The 25,868-nt window shown below is 43.3% G+C and carries 14 protein-coding genes, 4 tRNA genes and 3 rRNA genes; all 21 read left to right on the top strand.

Features of this window, described 5'->3' with window-relative positions:
- The first annotated feature begins 2 nt into the window (after nt 1-2).
- The 21 genes from mfd (at nt 3) to proC (ending at nt 25,795) form a co-directional block, all read left to right on the top strand.
- Nucleotides 3-3,533 carry a transcription-repair coupling factor gene (gene mfd / locus AYR53_RS00320; protein ID WP_068222737.1) on the top strand — a complete coding sequence of 1,177 codons (3,531 nt, stop codon included), beginning with the start codon at nt 3-5 and terminating at the stop codon, nt 3,531-3,533.
- Nucleotides 3,530-5,101, top strand: a complete 1,572-nt coding sequence (locus AYR53_RS00315) for a putative polysaccharide biosynthesis protein (protein ID WP_068279994.1) — start codon at nt 3,530-3,532, stop codon at nt 5,099-5,101. The genes mfd and AYR53_RS00315 overlap by 4 nt, the downstream gene beginning before the upstream one ends.
- A gap of 21 nt (nt 5,102-5,122) precedes the next feature.
- Nucleotides 5,123-5,386 (top strand): RNA-binding S4 domain-containing protein, encoded by a 264-nt coding sequence (locus AYR53_RS00310; protein ID WP_068222740.1) that lies wholly within the window; start codon nt 5,123-5,125, stop codon nt 5,384-5,386.
- A 221-nt stretch (nt 5,387-5,607) separates the two neighbouring features.
- On the top strand, nt 5,608-6,009 hold the full coding sequence (locus AYR53_RS00305; protein ID WP_068222741.1) for an FtsB family cell division protein: 402 nt from the start codon (nt 5,608-5,610) through the stop codon (nt 6,007-6,009).
- An 82-nt stretch (nt 6,010-6,091) separates the two neighbouring features.
- Nucleotides 6,092-6,577, top strand: coding sequence for a S1 domain-containing RNA-binding protein (locus AYR53_RS00300; RefSeq protein WP_068222743.1), 486 nt, complete (start codon nt 6,092-6,094; stop codon nt 6,575-6,577).
- 366 nt (nt 6,578-6,943) lie between these two features.
- The gene (gene tilS / locus AYR53_RS00295; RefSeq protein ID WP_068279997.1) at nt 6,944-8,305 is read left to right on the top strand and encodes a tRNA lysidine(34) synthetase TilS; all 1,362 of its coding nucleotides are present in this window, start codon (nt 6,944-6,946) and stop codon (nt 8,303-8,305) included.
- A gap of 13 nt (nt 8,306-8,318) precedes the next feature.
- Complete coding sequence (gene hpt / locus AYR53_RS00290; RefSeq protein WP_068222750.1) at nt 8,319-8,861, top strand: hypoxanthine phosphoribosyltransferase; 543 nt, start codon at nt 8,319-8,321, stop codon at nt 8,859-8,861.
- A 93-nt stretch (nt 8,862-8,954) separates the two neighbouring features.
- Entirely contained in the window at nt 8,955-11,069 is a 2,115-nt protein-coding gene (gene ftsH / locus AYR53_RS00285) for an ATP-dependent zinc metalloprotease FtsH (RefSeq protein ID WP_068222754.1), read from the top strand.
- Nucleotides 11,070-11,220: 151 nt separating this feature from the next.
- A complete protein-coding gene (gene hslO / locus AYR53_RS00280) occupies nt 11,221-12,114 on the top strand; it encodes an Hsp33 family molecular chaperone HslO (RefSeq protein WP_068222757.1) in 894 nt (297 codons plus the stop codon).
- Between the two features lie 400 nt (nt 12,115-12,514).
- A complete protein-coding gene (gene dusB, locus AYR53_RS00275; protein ID WP_068280002.1) occupies nt 12,515-13,534 on the top strand; it encodes a tRNA dihydrouridine synthase DusB in 1,020 nt (339 codons plus the stop codon).
- 107 nt (nt 13,535-13,641) lie between these two features.
- Nucleotides 13,642-15,135 carry a lysine--tRNA ligase gene (gene lysS / locus AYR53_RS00270; protein ID WP_167574661.1) on the top strand — a complete coding sequence of 498 codons (1,494 nt, stop codon included), beginning with the start codon at nt 13,642-13,644 and terminating at the stop codon, nt 15,133-15,135.
- 748 nt (nt 15,136-15,883) lie between these two features.
- Nucleotides 15,884-17,452, top strand: a 16S ribosomal RNA gene (locus AYR53_RS00265).
- 206 nt (nt 17,453-17,658) lie between these two features.
- Nucleotides 17,659-20,584 (top strand): 23S ribosomal RNA (locus AYR53_RS00260).
- 86 nt (nt 20,585-20,670) lie between these two features.
- A 5S ribosomal RNA gene (rrf, locus tag AYR53_RS00255) occupies nt 20,671-20,787 on the top strand.
- The 16S, 23S and 5S rRNA genes sit together here with 2 tRNA genes alongside, the layout of an rRNA operon.
- 161 nt (nt 20,788-20,948) lie before the next feature.
- A tRNA-Glu gene (locus AYR53_RS00250) sits at nt 20,949-21,020 on the top strand.
- 3 nt (nt 21,021-21,023) lie between these two features.
- Nucleotides 21,024-21,096, top strand: a tRNA-Thr gene (locus tag AYR53_RS00245).
- Nucleotides 21,097-21,850: 754 nt separating this feature from the next.
- Complete coding sequence (locus tag AYR53_RS00240) at nt 21,851-23,317, top strand: peptide MFS transporter (RefSeq protein ID WP_068222765.1); 1,467 nt, start codon at nt 21,851-21,853, stop codon at nt 23,315-23,317.
- 66 nt (nt 23,318-23,383) lie between these two features.
- Nucleotides 23,384-24,229: a metallophosphoesterase gene (locus AYR53_RS00235; protein ID WP_068280009.1), complete on the top strand. Its 846-nt coding sequence runs from the start codon at nt 23,384-23,386 to the stop codon at nt 24,227-24,229.
- Nucleotides 24,230-24,293: 64 nt separating this feature from the next.
- A tRNA-Tyr gene (locus AYR53_RS00230) sits at nt 24,294-24,374 on the top strand.
- A 10-nt stretch (nt 24,375-24,384) separates the two neighbouring features.
- Nucleotides 24,385-24,456: transfer RNA gene (locus tag AYR53_RS00225), tRNA-Gln, on the top strand.
- A 547-nt stretch (nt 24,457-25,003) separates the two neighbouring features.
- Nucleotides 25,004-25,795, top strand: a complete 792-nt coding sequence (gene proC, locus AYR53_RS00220; protein WP_068280011.1) for a pyrroline-5-carboxylate reductase — start codon at nt 25,004-25,006, stop codon at nt 25,793-25,795.
- Nucleotides 25,796-25,868 lie beyond the last annotated feature (73 nt).

Here is a 25,868-nt window from a genome sequence, read left to right as displayed (position 1 = left end):
TTATGGATTTAACGGAACTTTTATTACAAGCACCAACTTTTCGTGATTGGTTGGGCCAAATTAAGCCCGATAGTCGGCAATTAGTCACCGGACTACAGGATTCCGCAAGAACTCTGGTCTTGGCTGGTTTGGTGCGGGCAAAAAAACAGCCATTGTTGGTTGTGACAAATAGTTCTTATAATGCCAGTCAATTGGTTGATGATTTAACCAATCTATTACCAGATGAATCCGTTCAGTTATTCCCAGTTGATGAAGTAATGGCCGCCCAAGTTGCAACGAGTTCACCAGAATACCGTAGTGAACGTGTTCAGGCACTAAACTTTTTAGCCCAGGGGGAAGCTGGAATTGTGGTAACTTCCCTTTCTGGGATGCGGCAATACTTACCGCCTGTTGCAATCTGGCAACAGAGTGCAATTCCAGTTAAGGTTGGTGGCGAAATTGATTTAGAAAAATTGCGGGGGCAACTTGTTGCTACTGGCTATACTCGGGAACAATTGGTCGGTAAGCCCGGCGAGTTTGCCATGCGTGGTGATATTATTGATGTTTATCCGTTAAACGCCGAAAATCCTGTTCGAATTGATTTATTTGATACTGAAGTTGATTCATTGCGTTACTTTGAGGCCAGCACGCAGCGCAGCTTGGAGAACATCGAACAATTTACGATTTTACCGGCAACTGATTTTGTTGCGCCAGCAGAGCTATTGAAAAAGGCTGCCCCAAAATTGAGGAAGGCCTACCAAGCTGAGCTGGCAACAATAAAGGATAGTACTGAGCAGCAAGAATTGGAGACTAACTTTGCGCCCGTTTTGACTGCCTTTGAAAAGGGTGATCTGACTGAAGATCTGAACCGTTACCGCGATTTGATTTATGGTCAGAAGACAACTCTAGCCGATTATTTGGTTGCGGCGGGCTACTTGATTTTAGATGATTATCCGCGAATGGCCGAAACGGAGAAAAACCTAGCGGCCGATACTGCCCAGTGGTTCACTGAAGAATTAAGCCAACACCGGGTTTTACACACGCAGACGTTTGGCAATGAGTTGGCCAGTTTGTTGCGGAAAAGTCACCACACACACATTTATTTTTCATTATTTCAAAAAGGAATGGGCAATTTACGCTTAGATCATATTTTTGACGTTCAAAATCGGAATATGCAGCAATTTTTTGGCCAAATGCCTTTATTCAAAGCAGAGGTCGATCGGTGGCAGACTGAAAAACGGACGGTTGTTGTCATGGTCGGTGATGACGAACGGCGGGAACGGGTGAGTCAGACTTTACGCGATTTTAAAATTAAAGCAGTTTTGGCCCAGCCTGATCAGTTAGAAGTCGGTATTGTCCAAATTGTGGCCGCAACCTTACAAAATGGTTTTGAACTGGCAGAGGCTAACCTAGCAATTGTGACGGAAAAGGAGTTATTTAATCAGGTCGTCAAAAAGCGTGTTCGCCGCCAAACGTTGGCCAACGCAGAGCGAATTAAGAGCTATAACGAACTAAATCCTGGTGATTACGTTGTTCACGTTAATCACGGGATTGGTAAGTATGTTGGTATGCAAACGTTGGAAGTTGACGGGGCGCATCAAGACTACATTACGGTGCTGTACCAGGACAACGCGAAGATTTTCATTCCGGTAACACAACTGAATTTAATTCAAAAATACGTTTCCGCTGAAGGAAAAACACCACGAATCAATAAACTTGGTGGTGGCGAGTGGGCTAAGACTAAGCGGCGAGTTTCAGAAAAAATTGAAGATATTGCCGATGAGTTAATCGCACTTTACGCTAAACGGGAGGCCGAACAAGGGTATGCCTTTTCACGGGACAATCCCTACCAAAGAGAGTTCGAAGATGCTTTTCCTTATACTGAGACGGATGATCAGTTGCGAAGTGTCGCTGAAATTAAGCACGATATGGAACGAACCAAACCAATGGATCGTTTGTTGGTTGGGGATGTCGGTTTTGGTAAGACTGAAGTTGCAATTCGCACTATTTTTAAGGCGATTCAAGATGGTAAGCAGGCCGCTTTTCTGGTACCAACAACCATTTTGGCGCAGCAGCACTACAATACGATGCTGGAACGATTTAGCAATTTTCCAGTTCAAGTAGAATTGATGTCGCGTTTTCGAACGCGTAAACAAATTAACGCTACTTTAGCGAATATTAAAAGTGGTCAGGCTGACGTTGTTGTCGGCACCCACCGTATTTTATCGAAGGATGTTGAATTCAAAGACCTGGGCCTGTTAATTGTCGATGAGGAGCAGCGTTTTGGTGTTAAGGCTAAGGAACGTTTAAAAGAAATGCGTGCTTCCGTTGATGTATTGACCATGACGGCAACTCCGATTCCGCGAACCTTGAACATGTCAATGGTAGGCGTCCGTGATCTGTCGGTCATTGAAACACCACCGGCTAATCGCTACCCGGTCCAAACTTACGTCATGGAACAAAATGCTGGGGCAATCCGGGAGGGGATTCAACGGGAGATTGATCGAGGCGGCCAAGTCTTTTACTTGCACAATCGCGTTGAGGATATTGAACGAACCGTTGCGAATATTCAGGCCTTAGTGCCTAATGCGACCATTACCTATGCCCACGGCAAAATGACGGAAACCCAATTGGAAAACACGTTGTATGAATTTGTTCACGGTGGCTATGATGTTTTGGTCACCACAACCATCATTGAAAATGGGGTTGATATGCCTAATGTGAACACGTTGTTCGTTGAAAATGCCGATCACATGGGATTAGCACAGCTTTATCAGCTGCGTGGTCGAGTTGGTCGAAGTAGCCGGGTTGGTTATGCCTATTTTATGTATAAACAGGATAAAGTACTGACCGAATTAAGTGAAAAACGCTTGGCTGCGATCAAAGATTTTACCGAGCTTGGTTCTGGGTTTAAGATTGCCATGCGTGATCTGTCAATTCGCGGCGCCGGTAATTTATTGGGCAAGCAGCAACATGGGTTCATCGATTCAGTTGGTTATGATCTTTACTCACAGATGTTGTCTGAGGCGGTTGCTAAGAAACGTGGTGAAAAGCAAGTCGTTAAGACTGATTCTGAAATTGACTTGAAGGTTGAGGCCTATTTGCCAGGTGCTTACATTGAAGACGAGCGCCAGAAGATAGAAATTTATAAGCGTGTTCGGGAAATGGCTAATCAGGATGATCTACAAGAATTGGAATCTGATTTGATTGACCGTTTTGGTGATTACCCAATTGAGGTCACTAATCTTTTAAACGTGGGTGCGCTGAAATTAAATGCTGATCGTGCGTTGGTTGAACGCGTTCGTCAAGTTGACGATCAAATTAAAGTTACTTTGTCACCAAAGGGTAGCAAAAAGATTAAGCCAGAAGATGTTTTCAAAGCCTTAGCAGCAACCAAATTACGGGCGACGGTTAAAATGACGGATGGTAAACTAGTAACCACGCTGATTATTCAGCCGAAAATGCAGCAAAAGGATTGGATGAAAGAGTTAAACCAATTTTTAGAGGGGCTGGCGGTTTTCACTCAAGAAGAAACAAAGGTTGAAAATGAATGAAAAATCAGCAAATGAAGCACGTTATGCGCGGTGCATTAATCTTATCTGCGGCTTCGCTGATTGCTAAAATTTTAAGCGCAATTTACCGGGTTCCTTTCCAAAATTTGGTAGGTAACACTGGCTTTTACGTTTATCAACAGATTTATCCGATTTATGGTATTGGGATGACCTTTGCCTTATCGGGGCTACCAGTCTTTATTTCAAAATTAGTTGCGGAACAAAAGACACCACTGGCAAGGCGGCAAGTATTAAAACAGAGTCGACTGCTTTTAGCAGGATTGTCCGCCGTTATTTTCTTAGGGTTACAGTTGGGTGCCGGAAAAATTGCGTTGGCAATGGGGGATGGTCAATTAAAACCACTTATTTTAACCGTTTCGTTTATGTTTCTCGCCATGCCTTATTTGGCTGTTAGCCGAGGCTATTTTCAGGGGACATTTGAGATGGTACCAACGGCTATTTCCCAAGTTGCCGAACAGCTTGTGCGTGTTGGCGTTATCCTGATTGCCGCTTATTTGGCCGTTAAACAAGGCTGGTCGGTTTATAAAATGGGTAGTTGGGCAATGAGCGGAGCACTTTTTGGTGCTTTAGCCGCAGCGGGCGTTTTGGTTTATTTTGTTCGGCAGCAACAAACAAAACTAACTGGAGCCAATGCCACTATTTCTTACCGTTATTTGCTGAAACGTTTTCTGTTAGAAGGTGGCTCGATCTGTTTATTTTCGGCCATGATTATTTTGTTACAGTTGGTTGATTCCTTTACCGTTAAAAATGGGCTTGTTGCTAGTGGCGTCAGTCAAGGACTGGCCAAAAGTTTAAAGGGTGTTTATGATCGGGGGCAGCCATTAGTTCAACTTGGTCTAGTTGTGGCCACGTCGTTTTCTTCAACGTTGTTACCAAGTTTAACGAAGGCACGGCAGCAACGACAAATAACTAGTTTTTACCGAATGGCCAGCACGATGATTCATTTGAGCTTTGCGTTATCAGTTGCGGCAACGGCAGGTCTAATTGCGCTTATTCCTGGTATTAACCGGCTGCTATTTGGGAGTACTCAGGGGGATCTTGCAATTGGCTTATACCTACTCAGCATTATTTTTGTTGCCCTAATCAGTACCTATAATAGTGTTCTTCAGAGTCAAAATCAGTACCACCTGACGACAATTGCACTTTTTCTGGGAATAATTGTAAAGGTGCTATTGAATCGCTGGGCCACTTTTAGGTGGGGGATTACTGGTGCCAGTGCCGTGACAGTTATGGCGTTGGTGGTGACATTTTGCTTAATTTGGTGGCAATCGGACGATCAATTGCGCCGCGCTTTAGTTGCCCGGCAGTTTATGTTCAAACTAGTAGTCATTTGTTTTGTGATGATGTTGCTCATTGGGCCAAGTACAAGGTGGTTGATCAATGAATTGGCCGCCGGACGCTTACTGACAGGCCTGCTAACACTGCTAGCCGTTTTGATTGGCGGTATTATTTTCGTCTTGTTAGCAACTGTTGGTCACTTATTTAGTATTCGTGAGTGGCTTGCGTTACCATTAGGAAGACGGTATTTAAAATTTTTAAGTCGGAAATAAATTAAGAAATGAGGAAAAATGATGCGCTTAGATAAATTTTTGAAAGTTTCGCGAATTATTAAGCGACGAACGGTAGCCAAGGATATCGCCGATCAAGGGCGAATTAAAGTTAACGATAAGGTTGCTAAATCATCAACTGATGTTTTAGTAGGGGATGTTTTAACCATTAAGTTTGGAAATAAAACGTTGACCGTTAAAGTAAAGCAATTGCTGGATACAACCAAAAAGGATGCAGCCGAGGAGCTTTACGAGACGGTGTCGGAAACATTTGAAAAAATCTATTAAAATCGAATAATGCATGGACAGCCCAAACAAAGCTTGTTATACTTTCAGTATAATTACGCGCTTTTGTTAGGGTTTTTTTATTGGAAAATGTCTAAAAAGGTGTTCGGATTTTAGGCATTGATAAGCTGAAATTTGGTATTAGTTTTACGGAGGGCCTTGCAAAATTAGTTACAAAACAGGTTTAAGTTTTAACGATGACTTTTTAGAAAGAAGGACTGGGTATGCTACAATCTAGACGACCAATTGCAGATAATGTTAATCCATACCAAAAGTTGGCTGGTGCTAGACATCAAAAGGCGGCGTACTTGGAACACGTTAAAAAAGTACATAAAAGACGGATCGCGCTTTTGTTAGGCTTACTCGTTGTTATTCTTGCAGTTTGTGGCTTTCAGATTTATCGTTCCAACCAAACGTTGGCGCAAACTAATCAGCAAGTCGCGCTGCAGTCCGTTAAGTTAAAACAAGTTAAAACGAATAAGGCAGATTTAAAGTTACAAGTCAAACAGCTGCAAAATAATGACTATTTGCAGAAGGTTATTCGCCAAAAATACTATTATTCAAAAGGAAACGAAACAATTTACAGTTTACCGACTGATAAAGCGGCAACGATCCCGGGAGAATAGTTTGTTAAGAGGTTGACGCTTGCACTGTTGCTGACCTATGCTATACTTATAGCTACATGATCTAAGGAGGAAAAACTTTTTTATGGCAATTGAAGTCGGAGCTAAAGTTTCTGGTAAAGTTTCTGGGATAACGAATTTCGGGGCCTTTGTTGATTTGGGTGACCACAAAACTGGGTTAGTTCATATCAGTGAAATTTCTGATAGTTATGTCAAAGATATTCATGATGTGTTATCTGTTGGTGATGAAGTAACGGTTAAAGTTATGTCGGTTGGTGATGATGGCAAGGTCGGACTTTCAATTCGACATGCAGTTGATAAGCCAGCGACGGAACACCGCCCAGAGCATAATCATGAAAATCATCATAATTCGAACCATTCAGGTTCCAATGGTCGTTCTCAGAGTCACGGTAACAGTGGTGGCGGTGGCCGAAAACATTTCCAAGAAAACAAGAAAGAAGACTTTGATGATTTATTGTCAAACTTCCTTAAAGACAGTGAGTCACGTTTAACTGACTTAAAACGAAATACTGAAGGTAAACGCGGTGGCCGTGGTGGCCGGCGCAGTTAATTTTTAAAAATATGAGTGGATCAAGAAATCCTGTGTACTTAGGTAACGAGTCTTAGGGCTCGGTTAGTGATTATGAGATCACTAATACTAATGACCAGTATTTTTGATCCACTATTTTAGTTTTAGAAGAAGTCCGGTTTTTGAAGTGGTAAATTTTATACTAAGAGAATGATCTGGATTATGTTAGGAAAATACTTTTAATCGTGTTTATCTGACCAATTTGGGGTAAACGTGTTGGGAAAGGCAGCTTCCTGTGCTTAGTTACGATCGCCAAATCATCTGTTTCACAGATAATTCGTCAATCTAGGCTAATCCTCGGAAGCTAACCGCTTTTTCCAACACTCTTATAAATGTAGGAGGTAGATCGTGGAAAGACGCTTTCGGCAGCACGTTCAAACAAATCATTTTTGGTCGGCAGGTCAACGTGTTTTAGTGGCAGTGTCGACTGGGGCAGATTCGATGGTCCTATTAACACTGCTACAACGGTTACCGCTAAATTTGCGGCCAAAGATTGGTGTTGTACACGTTAATCATCAATTACGGCAACAAAGTGAGCAAGAAGAAGTATTTTTAACTGCTTACTGTCAAAGGCAGCGATTACCGCTTTTTAAAACACGTTGGCTGGATCATCCACTAACGGGCGTTGAACAGGCGGCAAGGCAGTTTCGCTACCATTTTTTTGCGGATATAATGCGCCAACATCACTATTCAATCCTATTAACGGCGCATCATGGTGATGATGAATTGGAAACAATTTTAATGAACTTGGTTCGTGGTGGTGATATTCAAACGATGACCGGTATTAGAAGCCAACGTACTTTTGCCAGCGGAAGGCTAATGCGGCCGTTACTTATTTTCTCGAAGCAAGAGTTACGCGACTACGCGAATCAACAACAAATTAAGTATTTTGATGACGTCACCAATAATGATTTAACCTTTATGCGCAATCAAATTCGGCATCAAGTTGTGCCCATTTTAAAGCAGGATAATCAGCAAGTATTGGCACATGCAGTTGCGTTTTCGGAGCGCCTGCAGCGACTACTTCGGGTGAACCAACAATTTACGGATGAACAATTGCAACAGATTGGCCAGTTTAGTGTAGCGGGATTTCAGGGTAAAGTGAGTGCCTTTAAAATTTTCTCACCCGATCAGCAAGTGTTGTTATTAGATCGAATTGTTGAGCGCTGCTTGATCCAGCAAGGCACCACCGTTAAAGAGAGCCAAAAACAGCAATTATTGCGGGCAATTTTATCGGTTACTAAACCCCAGAGTCGGATTGATTTGGCTAATTTGTGGCGGTTTGAAAGAAGCTATGATTTATTTGCGTTTAGGCCGAGGCAGATGAAAAAAGTATCTGAAACAGCGGTGTGTCAATTGAACGTTGGTCAGTGGCAGCAAGTTGATCAGCAGCAGATTGGGCTGGTGACGGAGCAAGCAACTTTGAGGCCAGGCGATGACGTATTATCGGTTTACCTAGCACCAACAGAGCTACCGTTAATTGTGCGTCACCGGCAACCAGGTGATCAATTAGCTATAAAAACTGGTCACCAGTCGGTTAAACGACTATTGATTAATGAAAAAGTTCCAAGTGAAAAACGGGAACGACTTTGGTTAGTTACAACGGCCCAAAATAAAGGGTTATGGTTATTAAATTTAAAAAAAGCACAATTGTTTAATCAAATACAAACTGATAAAATACATTACAGACTTGTATTGAGAAATGTTTGAGAGGAGTTCGTTTATGCATCAAGATATTGAGCAGGTGTTATACGATCAAAAAGCACTTACTGAAGTCACTAAATCCCTTGGCGCACAACTGACGGTTGATTACGCCGGTAAGAATCCCTTAGTTGTCTGTGTTTTAAAGGGGGCCATTTTGTTCATGGCTGATCTAGTTCGCCAAATTGATACCCACGTTGAACTTGATTTTATGGATGTTTCAAGTTATGGTGGCGCAACAGTTTCTTCAGGCGAAGTTAAAATCGTTAAGGATTTAGACACAAGTGTTGAAAATCGTGATGTTTTAATTGTTGAAGATATTGTGGATACCGGACGAACGTTGAATTACATTGCTGATCTGTTTAAATATCGCAAAGCAAAGTCAGTTAAAATTTGTACGTTATTGGATAAGCCAGAAACACGAGTTGTCCCAGTGCACGTTGATTATTCTGGCTTTAAAGTACCCAATGCATTCTTAGTTGGATACGGCTTAGATTATGCCGAACACTACCGTAACCTGCCGTATATCGGCATTTTAAAATCTTCCGTTTATCAGACGAAATAATGGTCAATGAAAGTCAGTTATGCTATTATCAATTAGTAAATGATATGACAAGTTATCATTTCTATAAAAAGAAAACGGGAACGGAGGTCACATATGAATAATAAGAAAAATGGGCTTTTTCGTAACAGTCTATTTTACATTGTTATCTTCCTCGCGTTGATGGGTGTTATCTATTTCTTTACGAATGGACAGTCCAACACGCAATCAAAGGAAATTCAATCTAGTGCGTTTGTCACTCAGTTAAAAGATAACAAGATTAAAAACTTTAGTGTTCAGCCAAATAACGGGGTCTATAAGATTACCGGTGAATACCGCAAAGCACAAAAGTCGAAGTCGACGGGCGGTGGTTTTGGCCTTGTTCCTAGTTCCAGTTCCAGCGTTAAGAGTTTCACAACAACAATGCTTGACAGTGATTCTCAAGTATCGCAAATGACGCAAGCTGCTTCTAAAAACAATGTCACCATGAATACTAAAGCGGAAGAATCCAGCGGCTTTTGGGTTCAGATGTTACTTTACGCCTTACCAATTGTGATGTTCATCTTCTTCTTCTATATGATGATGAGCCAATCAGGCCAAGGTGGCGGTGGCAACAATCGGGTTATGAATTTTGGGAAGTCCAAGGTAAAACCAGCTGATAAAAAAGCTAACAAAGTACGTTTTTCTGACGTCGCAGGTGCGGAAGAAGAAAAGCAGGAATTGGTTGAGGTTGTTGAATTCTTGAAAGATCCGCGGAAGTTTGTTTCCTTAGGGGCGCGAATTCCGGCGGGGGTACTTTTAGAGGGACCGCCTGGTACTGGTAAAACTTTACTTGCCAAAGCTGTTGCCGGTGAAGCTGGCGTCCCATTCTTCTCAATTTCAGGTTCTGACTTCGTTGAAATGTTCGTCGGTGTTGGTGCTAGCCGTGTTCGTGATTTATTTGAACAGGCTAAGAAAAATGCACCAGCAATCATCTTTATTGATGAAATTGATGCCGTAGGTCGCCAACGTGGTAGTGGTGTCGGTGGCGGACACGATGAACGTGAACAAACATTGAACCAGTTATTGGTTGAATTAGATGGTTTTACAGGTAATGAAGGTGTCATTGTAATTGCTGCAACTAACCGTTCTGATGTTTTGGATCCAGCCTTACTTCGTCCAGGTCGTTTTGACCGGAAGATTTTAGTTGGTAGTCCTGACGTTAAGGGTCGTGAGGCAATCTTAAAGGTTCATGCTAAAAACAAACCGTTTGCTGACGATGTTGATCTCAAGGTAGTTGCTCAGCAAACACCAGGTTTCGTGGGTGCTGATCTAGAAAATGTACTTAATGAAGCTGCCTTAGTTGCCGCACGTCGTGGTAAGCAAAAAATTGATGCTTCTGATGTTGATGAAGCAGAAGACCGTGTTATCGCTGGCCCAGCCAAGCGTGATCGTGTTATTAGTCCTAAAGAACGTAACATGGTTGCTTTCCATGAAGCAGGGCATACAGTTGTTGGCATGGTGCTCAGTGATTCACGAACTGTTCGTAAAGTTACGATTGTTCCTCGTGGGCGTGCAGGTGGTTATGCCATTATGTTGCCACGGGAAGATCAATTCTTGATGACTAAGAAAGAATTGAACGAGCAGCTTGTCGGTTTACTTGGTGGTCGAGCAGCTGAAGAAATTATCTTTGGTACGCAATCAACTGGCGCCTCTAATGACTTTGAACAGGCAACGTCTCTCGCTCGTTCAATGGTTACGCAGTACGGGATGAGCTCGAAATTGGGTAATATTCAGTACGAAGGTCGTGCAATGCAGCAACAAGAATTTGGTGTACGGCCATATTCTGAAGCAACTGCAACCGCCATTGATGATGAAGTTCGGCGAATTATGAACGAGGCACATCAACGTGCTTACGACATTATTCAATCTCATCGTGCGCAGCATAAGTTAATTGCTGAAAGTTTGCTCAAGTACGAAACGCTTGATGAAAAGCAAATCATGAGCCTGTTTAAAGATGGTGTTATGCCCAATATGGGTGGCTCCAGCGAATTTCCTAGTGAAAAGGCAGCAACTTTTGAAGAATCCAAGAAAGAATTGGAACGACAAGATGCTGAAAAACAAGCTGAGGAAAAGAAAAATGATCAAACGGATAATTCCGATGATACTAGTAAACCTGAGTCAGCTGGTCCCGAATCAGCCGATGCAGCGCCAACTAGTGAAGCACCAAAAGATGATCAGCAAGATGATTAACTGATTTATAAAGAGTGGGACAAAAGGCAACTTACTTTCAGGCTAGATTTTCTAGCGGAAAATGTCTTTTGGCGCACTCTTTTCTTATGTTACTGAGTTGCAGTTTTATAAGACAAAGATAAATAGAAATAAGCAAACGGAGGAATTAAGAATGGCGGATTATTTAATTAAGAGCCTAGCGTACAATGATACGGTTCGTGCTTACGCAGTTGATGCCAGTCAGCTAGTCGCGGAGGCACAGCGGCGGCATGGTACTTGGAGTGCGTCTTCGGCAGCACTTGGGCGAACGCTTATTGCAACACTTTTAATGAGCTCAGCCGGGCTGCAGGGATCAGAAAAAATGACAGTAAAGGTAATGGGTGACGGCCCAGTGGGTGCAATTGTTGCGGATGGTAACACCAGCGGCACGGTCAAGGGTTACGCACAAAATCCTCATGTCCACCTGCCATTGAATAAGAAGCACCATATCGATGTGGCCGGTGCAGTTGGCAAGAATGGTACGATTGCGGTGACTAAGGATATGGGCCTAGGTAAACCATTTACCGGACAAACGCCGATTGTTTCCGGGGAGTTAGGTGATGACTTTACCTACTATATGGCCGCTTCTGAACAAATTCCTTCATCAATCGGGGTTTCGGTTTTTGTTAAGCCAGATAATTCGATTGATGTTGCTGGTGGCTTTTTGATTGAAATGATGCCTGGTGCAACCGACGCAACCGCACAAGAGCTGGAACAGAAAATAAAGGCGTTACCATTAGTTTCGGATATGTTGCGTGCTGGTAAAACACCAGCGGCAATTTTAACCGATATTTTTGGTGCCGAATTAAAAATCATTGAAAAAATGCCGGTTGCCTATAAGTGTGACTGTTCAAAGGCACGTTTTGGTAAATCGATTGCTAGTTTGAATCCGGAAGAAATTCAAGCAATGATTGATGAAGATGGTGGTGCAGAGGCCGTTTGCCAATTTTGCGGTAATAAATATGAATTTTCAGTTGCGGAACTAAAAACGTTAAAAATGGCCGCTGAAGTAAAGAAGAATAACTAGGAGATTGAAGCAGGGGAGCGGGACAAAAAGTCGGTTTTGGGTTTACTGCGTAAGGTAGACCAATTCAATAACCGTACTATGGGGTATTGAATTAAGACACGTAAACCCAGACTTTTGGCGCACGTTCTAGAGTGATTTTCGAAAACAATAAGAGGCTAGGACTTTTGTCCGGCCCCTTTTTATTAAAGATCTAAATTCATTTGCGGTTGTTAAGTTCTTTTAATGCGGCCGTAAGTTATTTTTGGACCATATTTGATAATAGAATTAGGCTTAAATTAGCTAGTCTAGACACTTCTTAGCTGACTTCTTTTGTCAAATGAGCATTTGTGCTATTATACGTAAGATGTTTTAAATTCGAGTAGTTTTAAATTCGAGTAGTTTTAAATAAGGTGGGAAATTTATGGAATGGAAAATTGGTAACGTCACGATTCCAAATCAAGTTGTTGTGGCACCAATGGCTGGCATAACGAATGCTGCCTTTCGGTTAACTTGTCGTGAATTTGGTGCCGGCCTAGTTGTCTGCGAAATGATCAGCGACCGTGGCATTATGCACCATAATGCGAAAACGATGAGTATGCTTTTTGTCGATCCCAACGAGCACCCAGTTAGTGTTCAGATATTTGGTGGGACCAAGGAGACCTTGGTTGCGGCCGCAGAATTTGTGGATCAGCACACTACGGCCGATATTATTGATATTAATATGGGATGTCCCGTGAATAAGGTTGTTAAAACTGATGCTGGTGCCAAATGGTTGCTGGATCCCAATAAAGTATACGAAATGGTGGCCGCAGTAACGGCCGCTGTTAGCAAACCAGTAACGGTTAAGATGCGAACTGGCTGGGATGAAGACCATATTTTTGCCGTTGAAAATGCTGTGGCCGCCCAAAAAGCTGGTGCTGCAGCACTGGCCATGCACGGGCGTACCCGCAAACAAATGTACACCGGCCATGCTGATTGGAATATTCTAAAGGATGTTCGGGATCACCTGACGATTCCATTTATGGGAAATGGTGACGTTCGAACGCCTGAAGATGCGAAGCGAATGCTTGATGAAGTTGGTGCGACGGCAGTGATGATTGGTCGTGCTGCTCTAGGCAATCCGTGGATTCTTAAGCGGACAAATGAATATTTACGTGATGGCGTTTTACTGCCTGAGCCCACACCAAGAGAAAAAATTCAAACGGCCAAACTCCATTTGGATCGGTTAGTTGAATTAAAAGGTGAAAAGATTGGCGTTCATGAATTTCGAACTTCTTCCGCGTACTATCTAAAAGGTATTTCCCGTGCGGCTAAAACTAAGGTAGCCGTTAATAAGGCCGAAACGGAACAAGAAGTAGATACTATTTTTGATGATTTCGTTGAAAAGACAGAACAGCGCGAAGCTGAAAAAGCGGCTTATTTAAAGGCTAAGCAAGTGTAATCGTGAGTTTGCACTTGCTTTTTCATGATTAAATTGGCAAGATAAGTAGTGAAGCATGTTGAATGGAGGAATTTTAATTGGCAAATAAGGGTCAAAAGCCAAACGAGATGAATGACCAATTACGCGTTCGCCGGCAGAAGATGCAGGAACTGCGCGATGAGGGCATTGATCCTTTTGGTCACCGTTTTGATCGTGATGCAATGACACAAGGATTGCATGATAAATACGGTGAGACAACTAAAGAACAACTTGAAGAAGAAGAACATATTGTTACAATTGCTGGTCGAATGATGACTAAACGTGGTAAGGGTAAAGTTGGTTTTGCCGATTTTGCTGATCGTGACGGACGAATTCAAGTTTACGTACGTAAAGACGAAGTTGGGGAAGAAAATTACCACATCTTTAAGCGCTCGGACATTGGCGACATCATGGGAATTACTGGCAGTATCATGAAAACTGATACTGGTGAATTAACCATTCGGGCTAACCACGTTACTTTTCTTAGTAAGGCATTACGGCCACTACCTGATAAGTATCATGGTCTCCAAAATGTTGAGCAGAAGTACCGACAGCGTTATTTGGATCTGATTTCAAACCGGGAGAGCTTTGATCGGTTTATGAAACGAAGTCACATTATTAGTGCTGTTCGTGAATACTTAGATCAACATGAGTTTACTGAAGTAGAAACACCTGTTTTACATACGCAAGCAGGGGGCGCTTCGGCACGACCATTTACGACGCACCATAATGCGTTGAACATTGATCTTTATTTGCGAATTGCGTTGGAACTTCATTTGAAGCGCCTAATTGTTGGTGGCATGGAGCGGGTCTACGAAATTGGACGTGTTTTCCGGAATGAAGGAATTGATACAAGACATAACCCTGAATTTACGATGTTAGAAACATATGCAGCCTACTGGGACTTAACTGATGTGATGGACGAAACAGAAGGCATCTTCCGTTTTGCTGCTCAAAAAGTAAATGGTTCTGGCCAAATAACGTATCAAGGTCAATCAATTGATCTTGATAAACCATTTAAACGAATTCACATGGTTGACGCCATTAAAGAACAGACTGGTGTTGATTTCTGGCCAAAGATGAGCGTTGCGGATGCACAAAAATTAGCTGATGAGCATCACGTGGAGTATCAAGAGTGGTGGACGGTTGGGCATATTATCAATGCTTTCTTTGAAACTTTTGTTGAAGAAACACTGACACAACCAACGTTCATTTATGGACATCCAATTGAAATTTCACCATTAGCTAAAAAGGATCCTAAAGATCCACGTTTTGTTGGTCGTTTTGAATTATTTATTCATGGTGGTGAGTACGCGAATGCCTTTACTGAATTAAATGATCCAATTGATCAACGTGAACGCTTTGAGGCGCAGGCCAAGGAACGCGAAGAAGGTAATGATGAGGCACATGGGATTGATGAAGATTACGTTGAGGCATTAGAGTATGGTATGCCGCCAACTGGTGGATTGGGTATCGGTATCGATCGCTTAGTAATGTTATTGACCGATGTTGATTCAATTCGTGATGTGTTGTTGTTCCCGACAATGCGACCTGAAAAAACTTTAACGGATGATGAATTATAGACAAAAGTCGGTTTTGAGTTCACTGCGTAACTATAGCTAATTCAATAACCGTACTATAGTTACTGAATTGAGGCACGTGAACTTAGACTTTTGGCGTACGTTCTAGAGTTATGATCAGAAACAGTAAGAGGCTTGGAAGTGAACCCCCAATATTAGATTTTAGTCTAATACCGGGGGTTCACTTCCAAGCCTCTTTTTATTTTGCCATTAATTAAGCAGTGGCCGAATGCAACTTAATAGAGGAAAATGGACCAAATAGAACGAATTTATATTAAAAAAGCGAACTTTTATGCATATTGAGAGACAATTGTTTGTGCTTTGAAATAGTCTTATTTTTTTAAATAAATATTGTTGACGAATACTAAAAAACTTGGTATAGTTATCCCTGTTGTCAAAACGACTGAGCAAGTTGCTTTGAACTTTTAAAAGAAGTTCTTGACAACAAATTAGATTCTTGCTAAACTATAAAAGTTGTCGCGTTAAGTAAACTTGAATATTGATTGAATAAAAATTCAAATTACTGCTTGACAAGCAACCGCTTAATCTGCTATACTGATTGAGTTGTCGCTGACAATAATTTAACGAAGTAGACCTTTGAAAACTGAACAAAGTTTCGACAAATCAAATGTGTAGGGTCTTTTTTTAACCGTTCTTCGGACCGGTTGGAAGAAGCAAACATTTGCGAAGTCAATTCAATTTGAATTATAACTCGCTAGCAACAAAATCAATTGAGCAATCAATTTTCATTTTATATGAGAGTTTGATCCTGGCTCAGGACGAACGCTGGCGGCGTGCCTAATACATGCAAGTCGAACGCACAGATATTAACAGAAGCTGCTTGCAGTGGAAGCTAATTGATGTGAGTGGCGGACGGGTGAGTAACACGTGGGTAACCTACCCAAAAGTGGGGGATAACATTTGGAAACAGATGCTAATACCGCATAATTTAAGTGACCACATGGTCACTTAATGAAAGATGGCTTCGGCTATCACTTTTGGATGGACCCGCGGCGTATTAGCTAGTTGGTGGGATAACGGCCTACCAAGGCGATGATACGTAGCCGACCTGAGAGGGTAATCGGCCACATTGGGACTGAGACACGGCCCAAACTCCTACGGGAGGCAGCAGTAGGGAATCTTCCACAATGGACGAAAGTCTGATGGAGCAACGCCGCGTGAGTGAAGAAGGTTTTCGGATCGTAAAACTCTGTTGTTGGAGAAGAACAGGGACTAGAGTAACTGTTAGTCCTATGACGGTATCCAACCAGAAAGCCACGGCTAACTACGTGCCAGCAGCCGCGGTAATACGTAGGTGGCAAGCGTTGTCCGGATTTATTGGGCGTAAAGCGAGCGCAGGCGGTTTTTTAAGTCTGATGTGAAAGCCTTCGGCTTAACCGAAGAAGTGCATTAGAAACTGGGAAACTTGAGTGCAGAAGAGGAGAGTGGAACTCCATGTGTAGCGGTGAAATGCGTAGATATATGGAAGAACACCAGTGGCGAAGGCGGCTCTCTGGTCTGTAACTGACGCTGAGGCTCGAAAGTATGGGGAGCGAACAGGATTAGATACCCTGGTAGTCCATACCGTAAACGATGAATGCTAAGTGTTGGAGGGTTTCCGCCCTTCAGTGCTGCAGCTAACGCATTAAGCATTCCGCCTGGGGAGTACGACCGCAAGGTTGAAACTCAAAGGAATTGACGGGGGCCCGCACAAGCGGTGGAGCATGTGGTTTAATTCGAAGCTACGCGAAGAACCTTACCAGGTCTTGACATCCTTTGACCACTGTAGAGATACAGCTTTCCCTTCGGGGACAAAGTGACAGGTGGTGCATGGTTGTCGTCAGCTCGTGTCGTGAGATGTTGGGTTAAGTCCCGCAACGAGCGCAACCCTTATGACTAGTTGCCAGCATTAAGTTGGGCACTCTAGTGAGACTGCCGGTGACAAACCGGAGGAAGGTGGGGATGACGTCAAATCAGCATGCCCCTTATGACCTGGGCTACACACGTGCTACAATGGTTGGTACAACGAGTTGCGAACCCGCGAGGGTAAGCTAATCTCTTAAAGCCAATCTCAGTTCGGATTGTAGGCTGCAACTCGCCTACATGAAGTCGGAATCGCTAGTAATCGCGGATCAGCACGCCGCGGTGAATACGTTCCCGGGCCTTGTACACACCGCCCGTCACACCATGAGAGTTTGTAACACCCGAAGCCGGTGGGGTAACCTCTATGAGGAGCTAACCGTCTAAGGTGGGACAGATGATTGGGGTGAAGTCGTAACAAGGTAGCCGTAGGAGAACCTGCGGCTGGATCACCTCCTTTCTAAGGAAAATATTACGGAAACCTACACGATTTGTTGAAACTTTGTTTAGTTTTGAGAGGTTTACTCTCAAAAACTTTGTACTTTGAAAACTGGATATTCTATTTTCTTTGTTTAAAAACCGAGAACACTGCGTTTTAAATGAGTTTTTTAAGAAAGTTTTTTTAATTGCTAAAACTCAAAACCACAATACCGTAGATATTGAATAGGTTAAGTTAACAAGGGCGCACGGTGGATGCCTTGGCACTAGGAGCCGATGAAGGACGGTACTAACACCGATATGCTTCGGGGAGCTGTACGTAAGCTTTGATCCGGAGATTTCCGAATGGGGGAACCCAGCCAGCTTAGTCGCTGGTTACTAAGTTGTGAATACATAGCAGCTTAGAGGTAAACGTGGGGAACTGAAACATCTCAGTACCCGCAGGAACAGAAAGAAAAATCGATTCCCTAAGTAGCGGCGAGCGAACGGGGAACAGCCCAAACCATTGAGCTTGCTCAGTGGGGTTGTAGGACTGAACATTAGAGTTACCAAAGTTAGTGGTAGTCGAAGCAGTTGGAACGCTGCGTCAAAGAGGGTGAAAATCCCGTAGATCAAACTGCTAACCCTCTGTTCAGGATCCTGAGTACGGCGGAACACGTGAAATTCCGTCGGAATCTGGGAGGACCATCTCCCAAGGCTAAATACTACCTAGTGACCGATAGTGGACCAGTACCGTGAGGGAAAGGTGAAAAGAACCCCGGAAGGGGAGTGAAACAGTTCCTGAAACCGTGTGCCTACAAGTAGTCAGAGTCCGTTAATGGATGATGGCGTGCCTTTTGTAGAATGAACCGGCGAGTTACGTTTGCTTGCGAGGTTAAAGTGAAAAACTGGAGCCGTAGCGAAAGCGAGTCTGAAACGGGCGCTTTAGTAAGTAGACGTAGACCCGAAACCAGGTGACCTACCCATGTCCAGGTTGAAGGTGTGGTAAAACACACTGGAGGACCGAACTCGTGTATGTTGAAAAATGCTGAGATGAGGTGTGGGTAGCGGTGAAATTCCAAACGAACTTGGAGATAGCTGGTTCTCTCCGAAATAGCTTTAGGGCTAGCCTCGGAGTTAAGCATCATGGAGGTAGAGCCACTGTTTGGACTAGGGGCCCGTCTTGGGTTACTGAATTCAGATAAACTCCGAATGCCATTGATGTTCTATCCGGGAGTCAGACTATGAGTGATAAGATCCGTAGTCGAAAGGGAAACAGCCCAGACCACCAGTTAAGGTCCCTAAATTTATGTTAAGTGGAAAAGGATGTGGGGTTGCATAGACAACTAGGATGTTGGCTCAGAAGCAGCCACCATTTAAAGAGTGCGTAATAGCTCACTAGTCGAGTGACCCTGCGCCGAAAATGTACCGGGGCTAAACATAATACCGAAACTGTGGATGATCACGTTAGTGATCGTGGTAGGAGAGCGTTCTAAGGGCGTTGAAGGTCGATCGTAAGGACGACTGGAGCGCTTAGAAGTGAGAATGCCGGTATGAGTAGCGAAAGATCAGTGAGAATCTGATCCACCGAATGACTAAGGTTTCCTGGGGAAGGCTCGTCCTCCCAGGGTTAGTCGGGACCTAAGCTGAGGCCGCGAGGCGTAAGCGATGGATAACAGGTTGAGATTCCTGTACTAGTTTATTTTGTTTGAACGATGGAGGGACGCAGGAGGCTAAGGAATACGCACGATTGGAAATGTGCGTCCAAGCAATAAGTCTTAGTTTGAGTTAAAGGCTTGAACTTTTACGGACAAGTTGTGATGGGGAGTGAAATTTAAGTAACGAAGTTCCTGATGTCACACTGCCAAGAAAAGCTTCTAGTGAGAAATAAACTACCCGTACCGCAAACCGACACAGGTAGTCGAGGAGAGAATCCTCAGGTGAGCGAGAGAACTCTCGTTAAGGAACTCGGCAAAATAACCCCGTAACTTCGGAAGAAGGGGTGCTGATCTAACGATCAGCCGCAGTGAATAGGCCCAGGCGACTGTTTATCAAAAACACAGGTCTCTGCTAAATCGTAAGATGACGTATAGGGGCTGACGCCTGCCCGGTGCTGGAAGGTTAAGTGGATGAGTTAGCGCTTCGGCGCGAAGCCCAGAAATGAAGCCCCAGTAAACGGCGGCCGTAACTATAACGGTCCTAAGGTAGCGAAATTCCTTGTCGGGTAAGTTCCGACCCGCACGAAAGGCGTAACGATCTGGGCACTGTCTCGACGAGAGACTCGGTGAAATTATATTACCCGTGAAGATGCGGGTTACCCGCGACAGGACGGAAAGACCCCATGGAGCTTTACTGTAGCTTGATATTGAGTGTTTGTACAGCTTGTACAGGATAGGTAGGAGCCGTTGAAGCCGGAACGCTAGTTTCGGTGGAGGCATTGGTGGGATACTACCCTTGCTGTATGACCACTCTAACCCGCGCCACTTAGCGTGGCGGGAGACAGTGTCAGGTGGGCAGTTTGACTGGGGCGGTCGCCTCCTAAAGAGTAACGGAGGCGCCCAAAGGTTCCCTCAGAATGGTTGGAAATCATTCATAGCGTGTAAAGGCATAAGGGAGCTTGACTGCGAGACTAACAAGTCGAGCAGGGACGAAAGTCGGGCTTAGTGATCCGGTGGTTCCGTATGGAAGGGCCATCGCTCAACGGATAAAAGCTACCCTGGGGATAACAGGCTTATCTCCCCCAAGAGTCCACATCGACGGGGAGGTTTGGCACCTCGATGTCGGCTCATCGCATCCTGGGGCTGTAGTTGGTCCCAAGGGTTGGGCTGTTCGCCCATTAAAGCGGTACGCGAGCTGGGTTCAGAACGTCGTGAGACAGTTCGGTCCCTATCCGTCGCGGGCGTAGGAAATTTGAGCGGAGCTGTTCCTAGTACGAGAGGACCGGAATGGACATACCGCTGGTGTACCAGTTGTGCCGCCAGGTGCAGCGCTGGGTAGCTATGTATGGCCGGGATAAACGCTGAAAGCATCTAAGTGTGAAGCCCCCCGCAAGATTAGATTTCCCATTCCTTTATGGAAGTAAGACCCCTGAGAGATGATCAGGTAGATAGGTTGGAAGTGGAAGTGCCGTGAGGCATGGAGCGGACCAATACTAATCGGTCGAGGACTTAACCAAGTCGGAAACAATGTTTCCGCGTAGTGTTCAAAGGTCAAAGAAAATAGAAGGTCCAGTTTTGAGAGCACAAAGTTCTCAGATAGTGGTGTGGTGACAATGGCAGGAAGGATACACCTGTTCCCATGTCGAACACAGAAGTTAAGCTTCTTAGCGCCGAGAGTAGTTGGGGGAGCACCCCCTGCGAGGGTAGGACGTTGCCATGCAACTAGTTAAAAAGGGCTGACTAACGTCAGTTCTTTTTTTATAATCTTAATCACTAGTAAGCTATTTTTATATAAGTGCCAAAGGTCATAATTTCTTGTGAGAAATCACTTAAAACACCTTTACAAATTCTGGCTTTTCTGTATAATTATTAGTGTTGTATGGCCCGTTGGTCAAGTGGTTAAGACACCGCCCTTTCACGGCGGTAACATGAGTTCAAATCTCGTACGGGTCATTTGCCGTCTTAGCTCAGTTGGTAGAGCATCGGTATCGTAAACCGAGGGTCACAGGTTCGACTCCTGCAGACGGCATAAGATGAAATTATATGCATTATAAGAGCTTATACGATGGCGGTAATCACGCCGCTGTATAAGCTCTTATTTTTTAATCGTTTATTTATAATGATGATATAAATAACTATATTACAAAAGTACAATATAACTAACGCTTAAATGATATGGATTGCCCTTCAATTTAGCGGTTCATTTTTTCTCTAATAGTTTGTATTACCTCATAGTCTGTTTGGCCACCACGTTCAAATAGAGGTGGTAATCCGTGCATAGGGGACGGCAAGCATAAAATGCCATTTCGACCAAATAGAATTTAAAGTACACTCCTTTTTAAAGCGAAACTACTACTCTGGCTAATATTTCGAAATTTCAACCGACAGCCAAGTGATAGTTTAAAAGGTAGATGGGCAACTTAAATGATAAAACTCTGACAATTTGATTTAGCGCCAGTCTGATCGTTACCGTAAAAAGTAAATTAGTTTCTTAAAGTACGACCGTAACGGATTTAGATTCCTAGTGGATTAAGCACTAGGGATCTTTTTGTTTTCAATTAAATGTGACAGTGAGATTAGAGTTAGTAAATTCGATTGACGCAAACTTGGTAAGTGTTTTATAATTGCTACTATGTTTAATTCTAAGAAAAGGGTGTGAAGTTCTACTTAAATTATCATAGCACGGAGGAAACCTTAACTGTAAATACATAAACTATTCGTAGTAGCGGTACTTATTGTTAAGAAATTAATGAGATTTAATAAATGGTGAGAGGAAGTTTAACTTGGAAAATAAGAAAGAACGAACCTTCTTTGGGCAACCGCATGGATTATCCACGCTGTTCTTTACCGAATTCTGGGAAAGATTCAGTTATTATGGTATGCGGGCAATTCTATTATTTTACATGATGGATAAAGTATCTAATCATGGCCTTGCTTATAGTCAAAAAACGGCTACTTCAGTAATGGCAATTTATGGATCATTAGTTTATATGTCAAGTGTTATTGGGGGCTTTGTTAGTGACCGGATACTAGGTAGTCGCAAGACCGTCTTTTGGGGCGGTGTCCTGATAATGTTTGGGCACATTGCACTATCATTTCCGGCTGGTAGTTTTGCTTTGTGGATTTCCATTGCTTTGATTGTTATTGGTACTGGTTTACTTAAACCGAATGTCTCCGAAATGGTTGGGACGCTATACACTAAGGATGACGTTCGGCGTGATTCTGGATTTAGTATCTTTGTTATGGGGATTAACTTTGGCTCTTTACTGGCACCAATTATTGTTGGTAATTTAGGGCAGAAGGTCAACTATCATCTTGGCTTCTCAATTGCTGCAATTGGTATGTTCTTTGGGTTAATGCAATATTATTTTGGTGGTAAAAAGGATTTAAGCGAAGCAAGTTTACACCCAACTGATCCAATTACCGCATCTGAAAAATGGCCACTTATTCGTAAAATACTTTATTTCATTGTTGCCGCAATTATTGTTTTCGGTATTATGGGGTTAATGGGTGCCTTAAACGTCAACAATGTTATTATCGTAATCAGTACATTAGGTATTGCAATTCCAATTTTTTATTTTGGAATGATGTTAACTAGTAGTAAGACAACAAAGGTTGAACGCTCACGTGTTTGGGCCTACGTACCATTGTTTATTGCCAGTGTTTTATTCTGGATGATTGAAGAACAAGGTTCAGTTGTCTTGGCGTTATTCGCGTCACAACAGACTAACTTGAACTTAGGCTTCATGACGATTGAACCAAGTAACTTCCAGACGTTGAATCCGCTATTTATTATTTTATACACACCATTCTTTGCTTGGTTGTGGATGAAATTAGGTAAACGGCAGCCATCAACACCATCCAAGTTCTCTTATGGTTTGTTCTTTGCTGGTTTATCATTTGTTGTCATGGTGATTCCAATTACGTTATTTGGGACATCGGCAAAGGTTAGCCCACTTTGGTTAGTTCTAAGTTGGTTAATTGTTGAAATCGGGGAGATGTTGATCTCGCCAGTTGGTTTGTCAGCAACCACTAAGCTAGCACCAAAGGCTTTCCAATCACAAATGATGAGTATGTGGTTCTTAGGCGATGCAGCTGCACAAGCAATTAACGCGCAGCTGGTTAAGCTCTATACGCCAGCTACTGAGGCTCGTTATTATGGTATTATCGGAATAGTTACGATTATCTTTGGGGCCATTTTGTTATTCATGGTACCGCGGATTAAGAAATTAATGGAAGGCGTTAATTAAGACGTCGGTGAAAAGGTGTGTTAGTCTTATGACTAAGGCACCTTTTTTTGTTAGGAGTGAAACCAGTTGCGAAAAATAGCGTTAACTAGTGATAACCATTTTGATGTGAATAAACTAGATACCACAGCGATTCGTGCGCAGCAAGTTGATTATTTGCTTGCTAACGACTACGATGATTATCTGATTGCCGGCGATCTTTTTAATGATTTTCAGGAGAGTCTCTTATTCGTGGAAAAGCTGGCCACCGAAATGGCCGGAAAATGCCGGGTTTTCTTCATTGCAGGTAATCACGATATGGTTCGTGGCGTGACTTTTGCTGAACTCCAGAGTGATCTTAGTCCCAATTACGTTCATCAGAAAACGATCACTTTTCCCGGAACCAATTACGTACTTATTGGCAATAATGGTTGGTATGATTATAGCTTTGCCGACCAAGCAGTTGGTGAAAGTCAGGCCGCTTTTGAAAAATGGAAACGGGCTTACTGGATTGATGGTGTGATTGAGCAGCCAATTAGCGATCCTGAGCGCATGCAACTGGTTTTAAACCAAACACACCAGGATCTGGAAAAGGTGCGCCAACAACGCAAGCAAGTTCTTTATATGACACATTTTGTTCCCCGGCGTGATTATATTAGCTACCAAGCAACTTCGCGAATCTGGCGCATGGCCAACGCAGTGATGGGTTCCTGGCACTTAGGGGCGCTATTGGAGGCTTATCAGGTTGAGACTGTTTTGTTTGGGCACACCCACACAAAGTTTCAACCACGGCAGTTTGGGCAAACCACTTATTTATGCAAGCCCGTTGGTTACGGGTTAAAGCGGTTAAATGAATGGAAATCTAGTTCAAACTTTATGGGTGAGTGGCGCGCCTGCCTGCAAACTAAGTATTTAGCGACTGCAACTAAGAAATAATTCGGGAACAGGTCTTGCAATTAAAGTGAATTTTCGGTATCATAATATTTGTTGAAAAACACATGGAGGAGTAGCGAAGTGGCTAAACGCGGCGGACTGTAAATCCGCTCCTTCGGGTTCGGTGGTTCGAATCCACTCTCCTCCATTTTTTTGATTGGGATATAGCCAAGTGGTAAGGCAACAGACTTTGACTCTGTCATGCGCTGGTTCGAATCCAGCTATCCCAGTTAACCGGAATGGGACAAAAATCAGTTTTGGGTTCACTGCGTAACGTAAGCTAATCCAACAACTATACTGTGGTTGTTAGAAGCACGTGAACCCAGACTTTTGGCGCACGTTCTAGAATAATGATCGGAAACTATAAGCGGCTAGGACTTTTGTCCCGGCCGCTTTTTTTGTGGGCTGGTTAGCGTGTATCCCAAAGGTAGTTTAACAGGCCACACATTAGTAAGTCGGAATCTGTTAGGTTGATCATGTGCCAAGCAGCAGAATCTGGATTCGCACCACAGTTAATAAAGGATTCCGGAAAAATAATTTTTGGGCCAAACTTGGATCACTTTTGATTCTATTTGACAGTTCTTTGAAATTTGGCTACGCTCAGGATAGTTAAATCGAGGACGACTGGCAAATAGTTAAGAAGTCGCTAACGGTCAATTGCAAGTCTTCATTTTTTATAGCGTGAGGATGAGGCATTGTTTCATTGCCAAGTGATGAAAGTATTGGCGGAGTTTTAGTTTGATTGGTGACTACTAGCAATAGAAATGGGGAGTTTAAATGAAGATTGGTTTTATCGGTGCTGGACACATGGCACAAGCAATGATGGCTGGTTTAGTTGCGGCCCAATTTAATCGGCCTAGTGATATTTTGGTTCATAGTGCCCATAAAGCACACTACCAACCCTTCGCTAAGGCCCACCAGTATACGGCCGTAGCGAGTAATCAGGCGTTAGTTACGCAAAGTGACGTTGTTATTTTGGCGGCGACAGCCAATGTGTCCCTTGAGATAATAACATCCTTGCAAAAAGTACTTGAAGAAAAAACGCCACTTTTAATTTCAGTGGCCGGTGGGGTGACGTTAAGCGACCTGGCTGATGCGGCGGATAATGCTGATTTGAGTATTATGCGGGCCATGCCCAACGTTAATGTGGCAATTAATCAAGGCATGACGGCTTTAGTTGCCAACGAAGTGACCCCAGAGGCCGATTCGGCCAAGGCACAAGCAATTTTTACTGCTTTAGGTAAAACGCAATTTTTAGCGGAAAAAGATTTTACAACTTTTGCTGCCATTGCAGGTAGCGCGCCGGCCTACGCTTATTTATTCATTGATGCACTGTCACGGGCTGGTGTTAAGCACGGTCTTAGCAAAGTCGATGCCACTAAAATTGCTGCACAAACGGTGTTAGGAAGTGCCGCCAATCTTCTCGTAACTGAAGAAAATCCTTGGAATTTAATTGATCAAGTTTCGTCCCCAGGTGGTACGACAGTGGCTGGACTACTGGCAATGGAAGAGGCTGGTTTAATGACTGCTGTTGTTAAGGGAATTGATGCTACAATTGAGCGTGAGTAGTGCTAACCCAACAATAAGTGGGGTGTTTGGCATTGCTTCTTTGGTCTATACCAGTTATAATGAGTTTATTGTG

Origin of the sequence: Loigolactobacillus backii (assembly GCF_001663675.1) — a bacterium.
GTDB classification, from domain to species: Bacteria; Bacillota; Bacilli; order Lactobacillales; family Lactobacillaceae; genus Loigolactobacillus; species Loigolactobacillus backii.
This window is presented reverse-complemented; position numbering and strand designations above follow the sequence as displayed.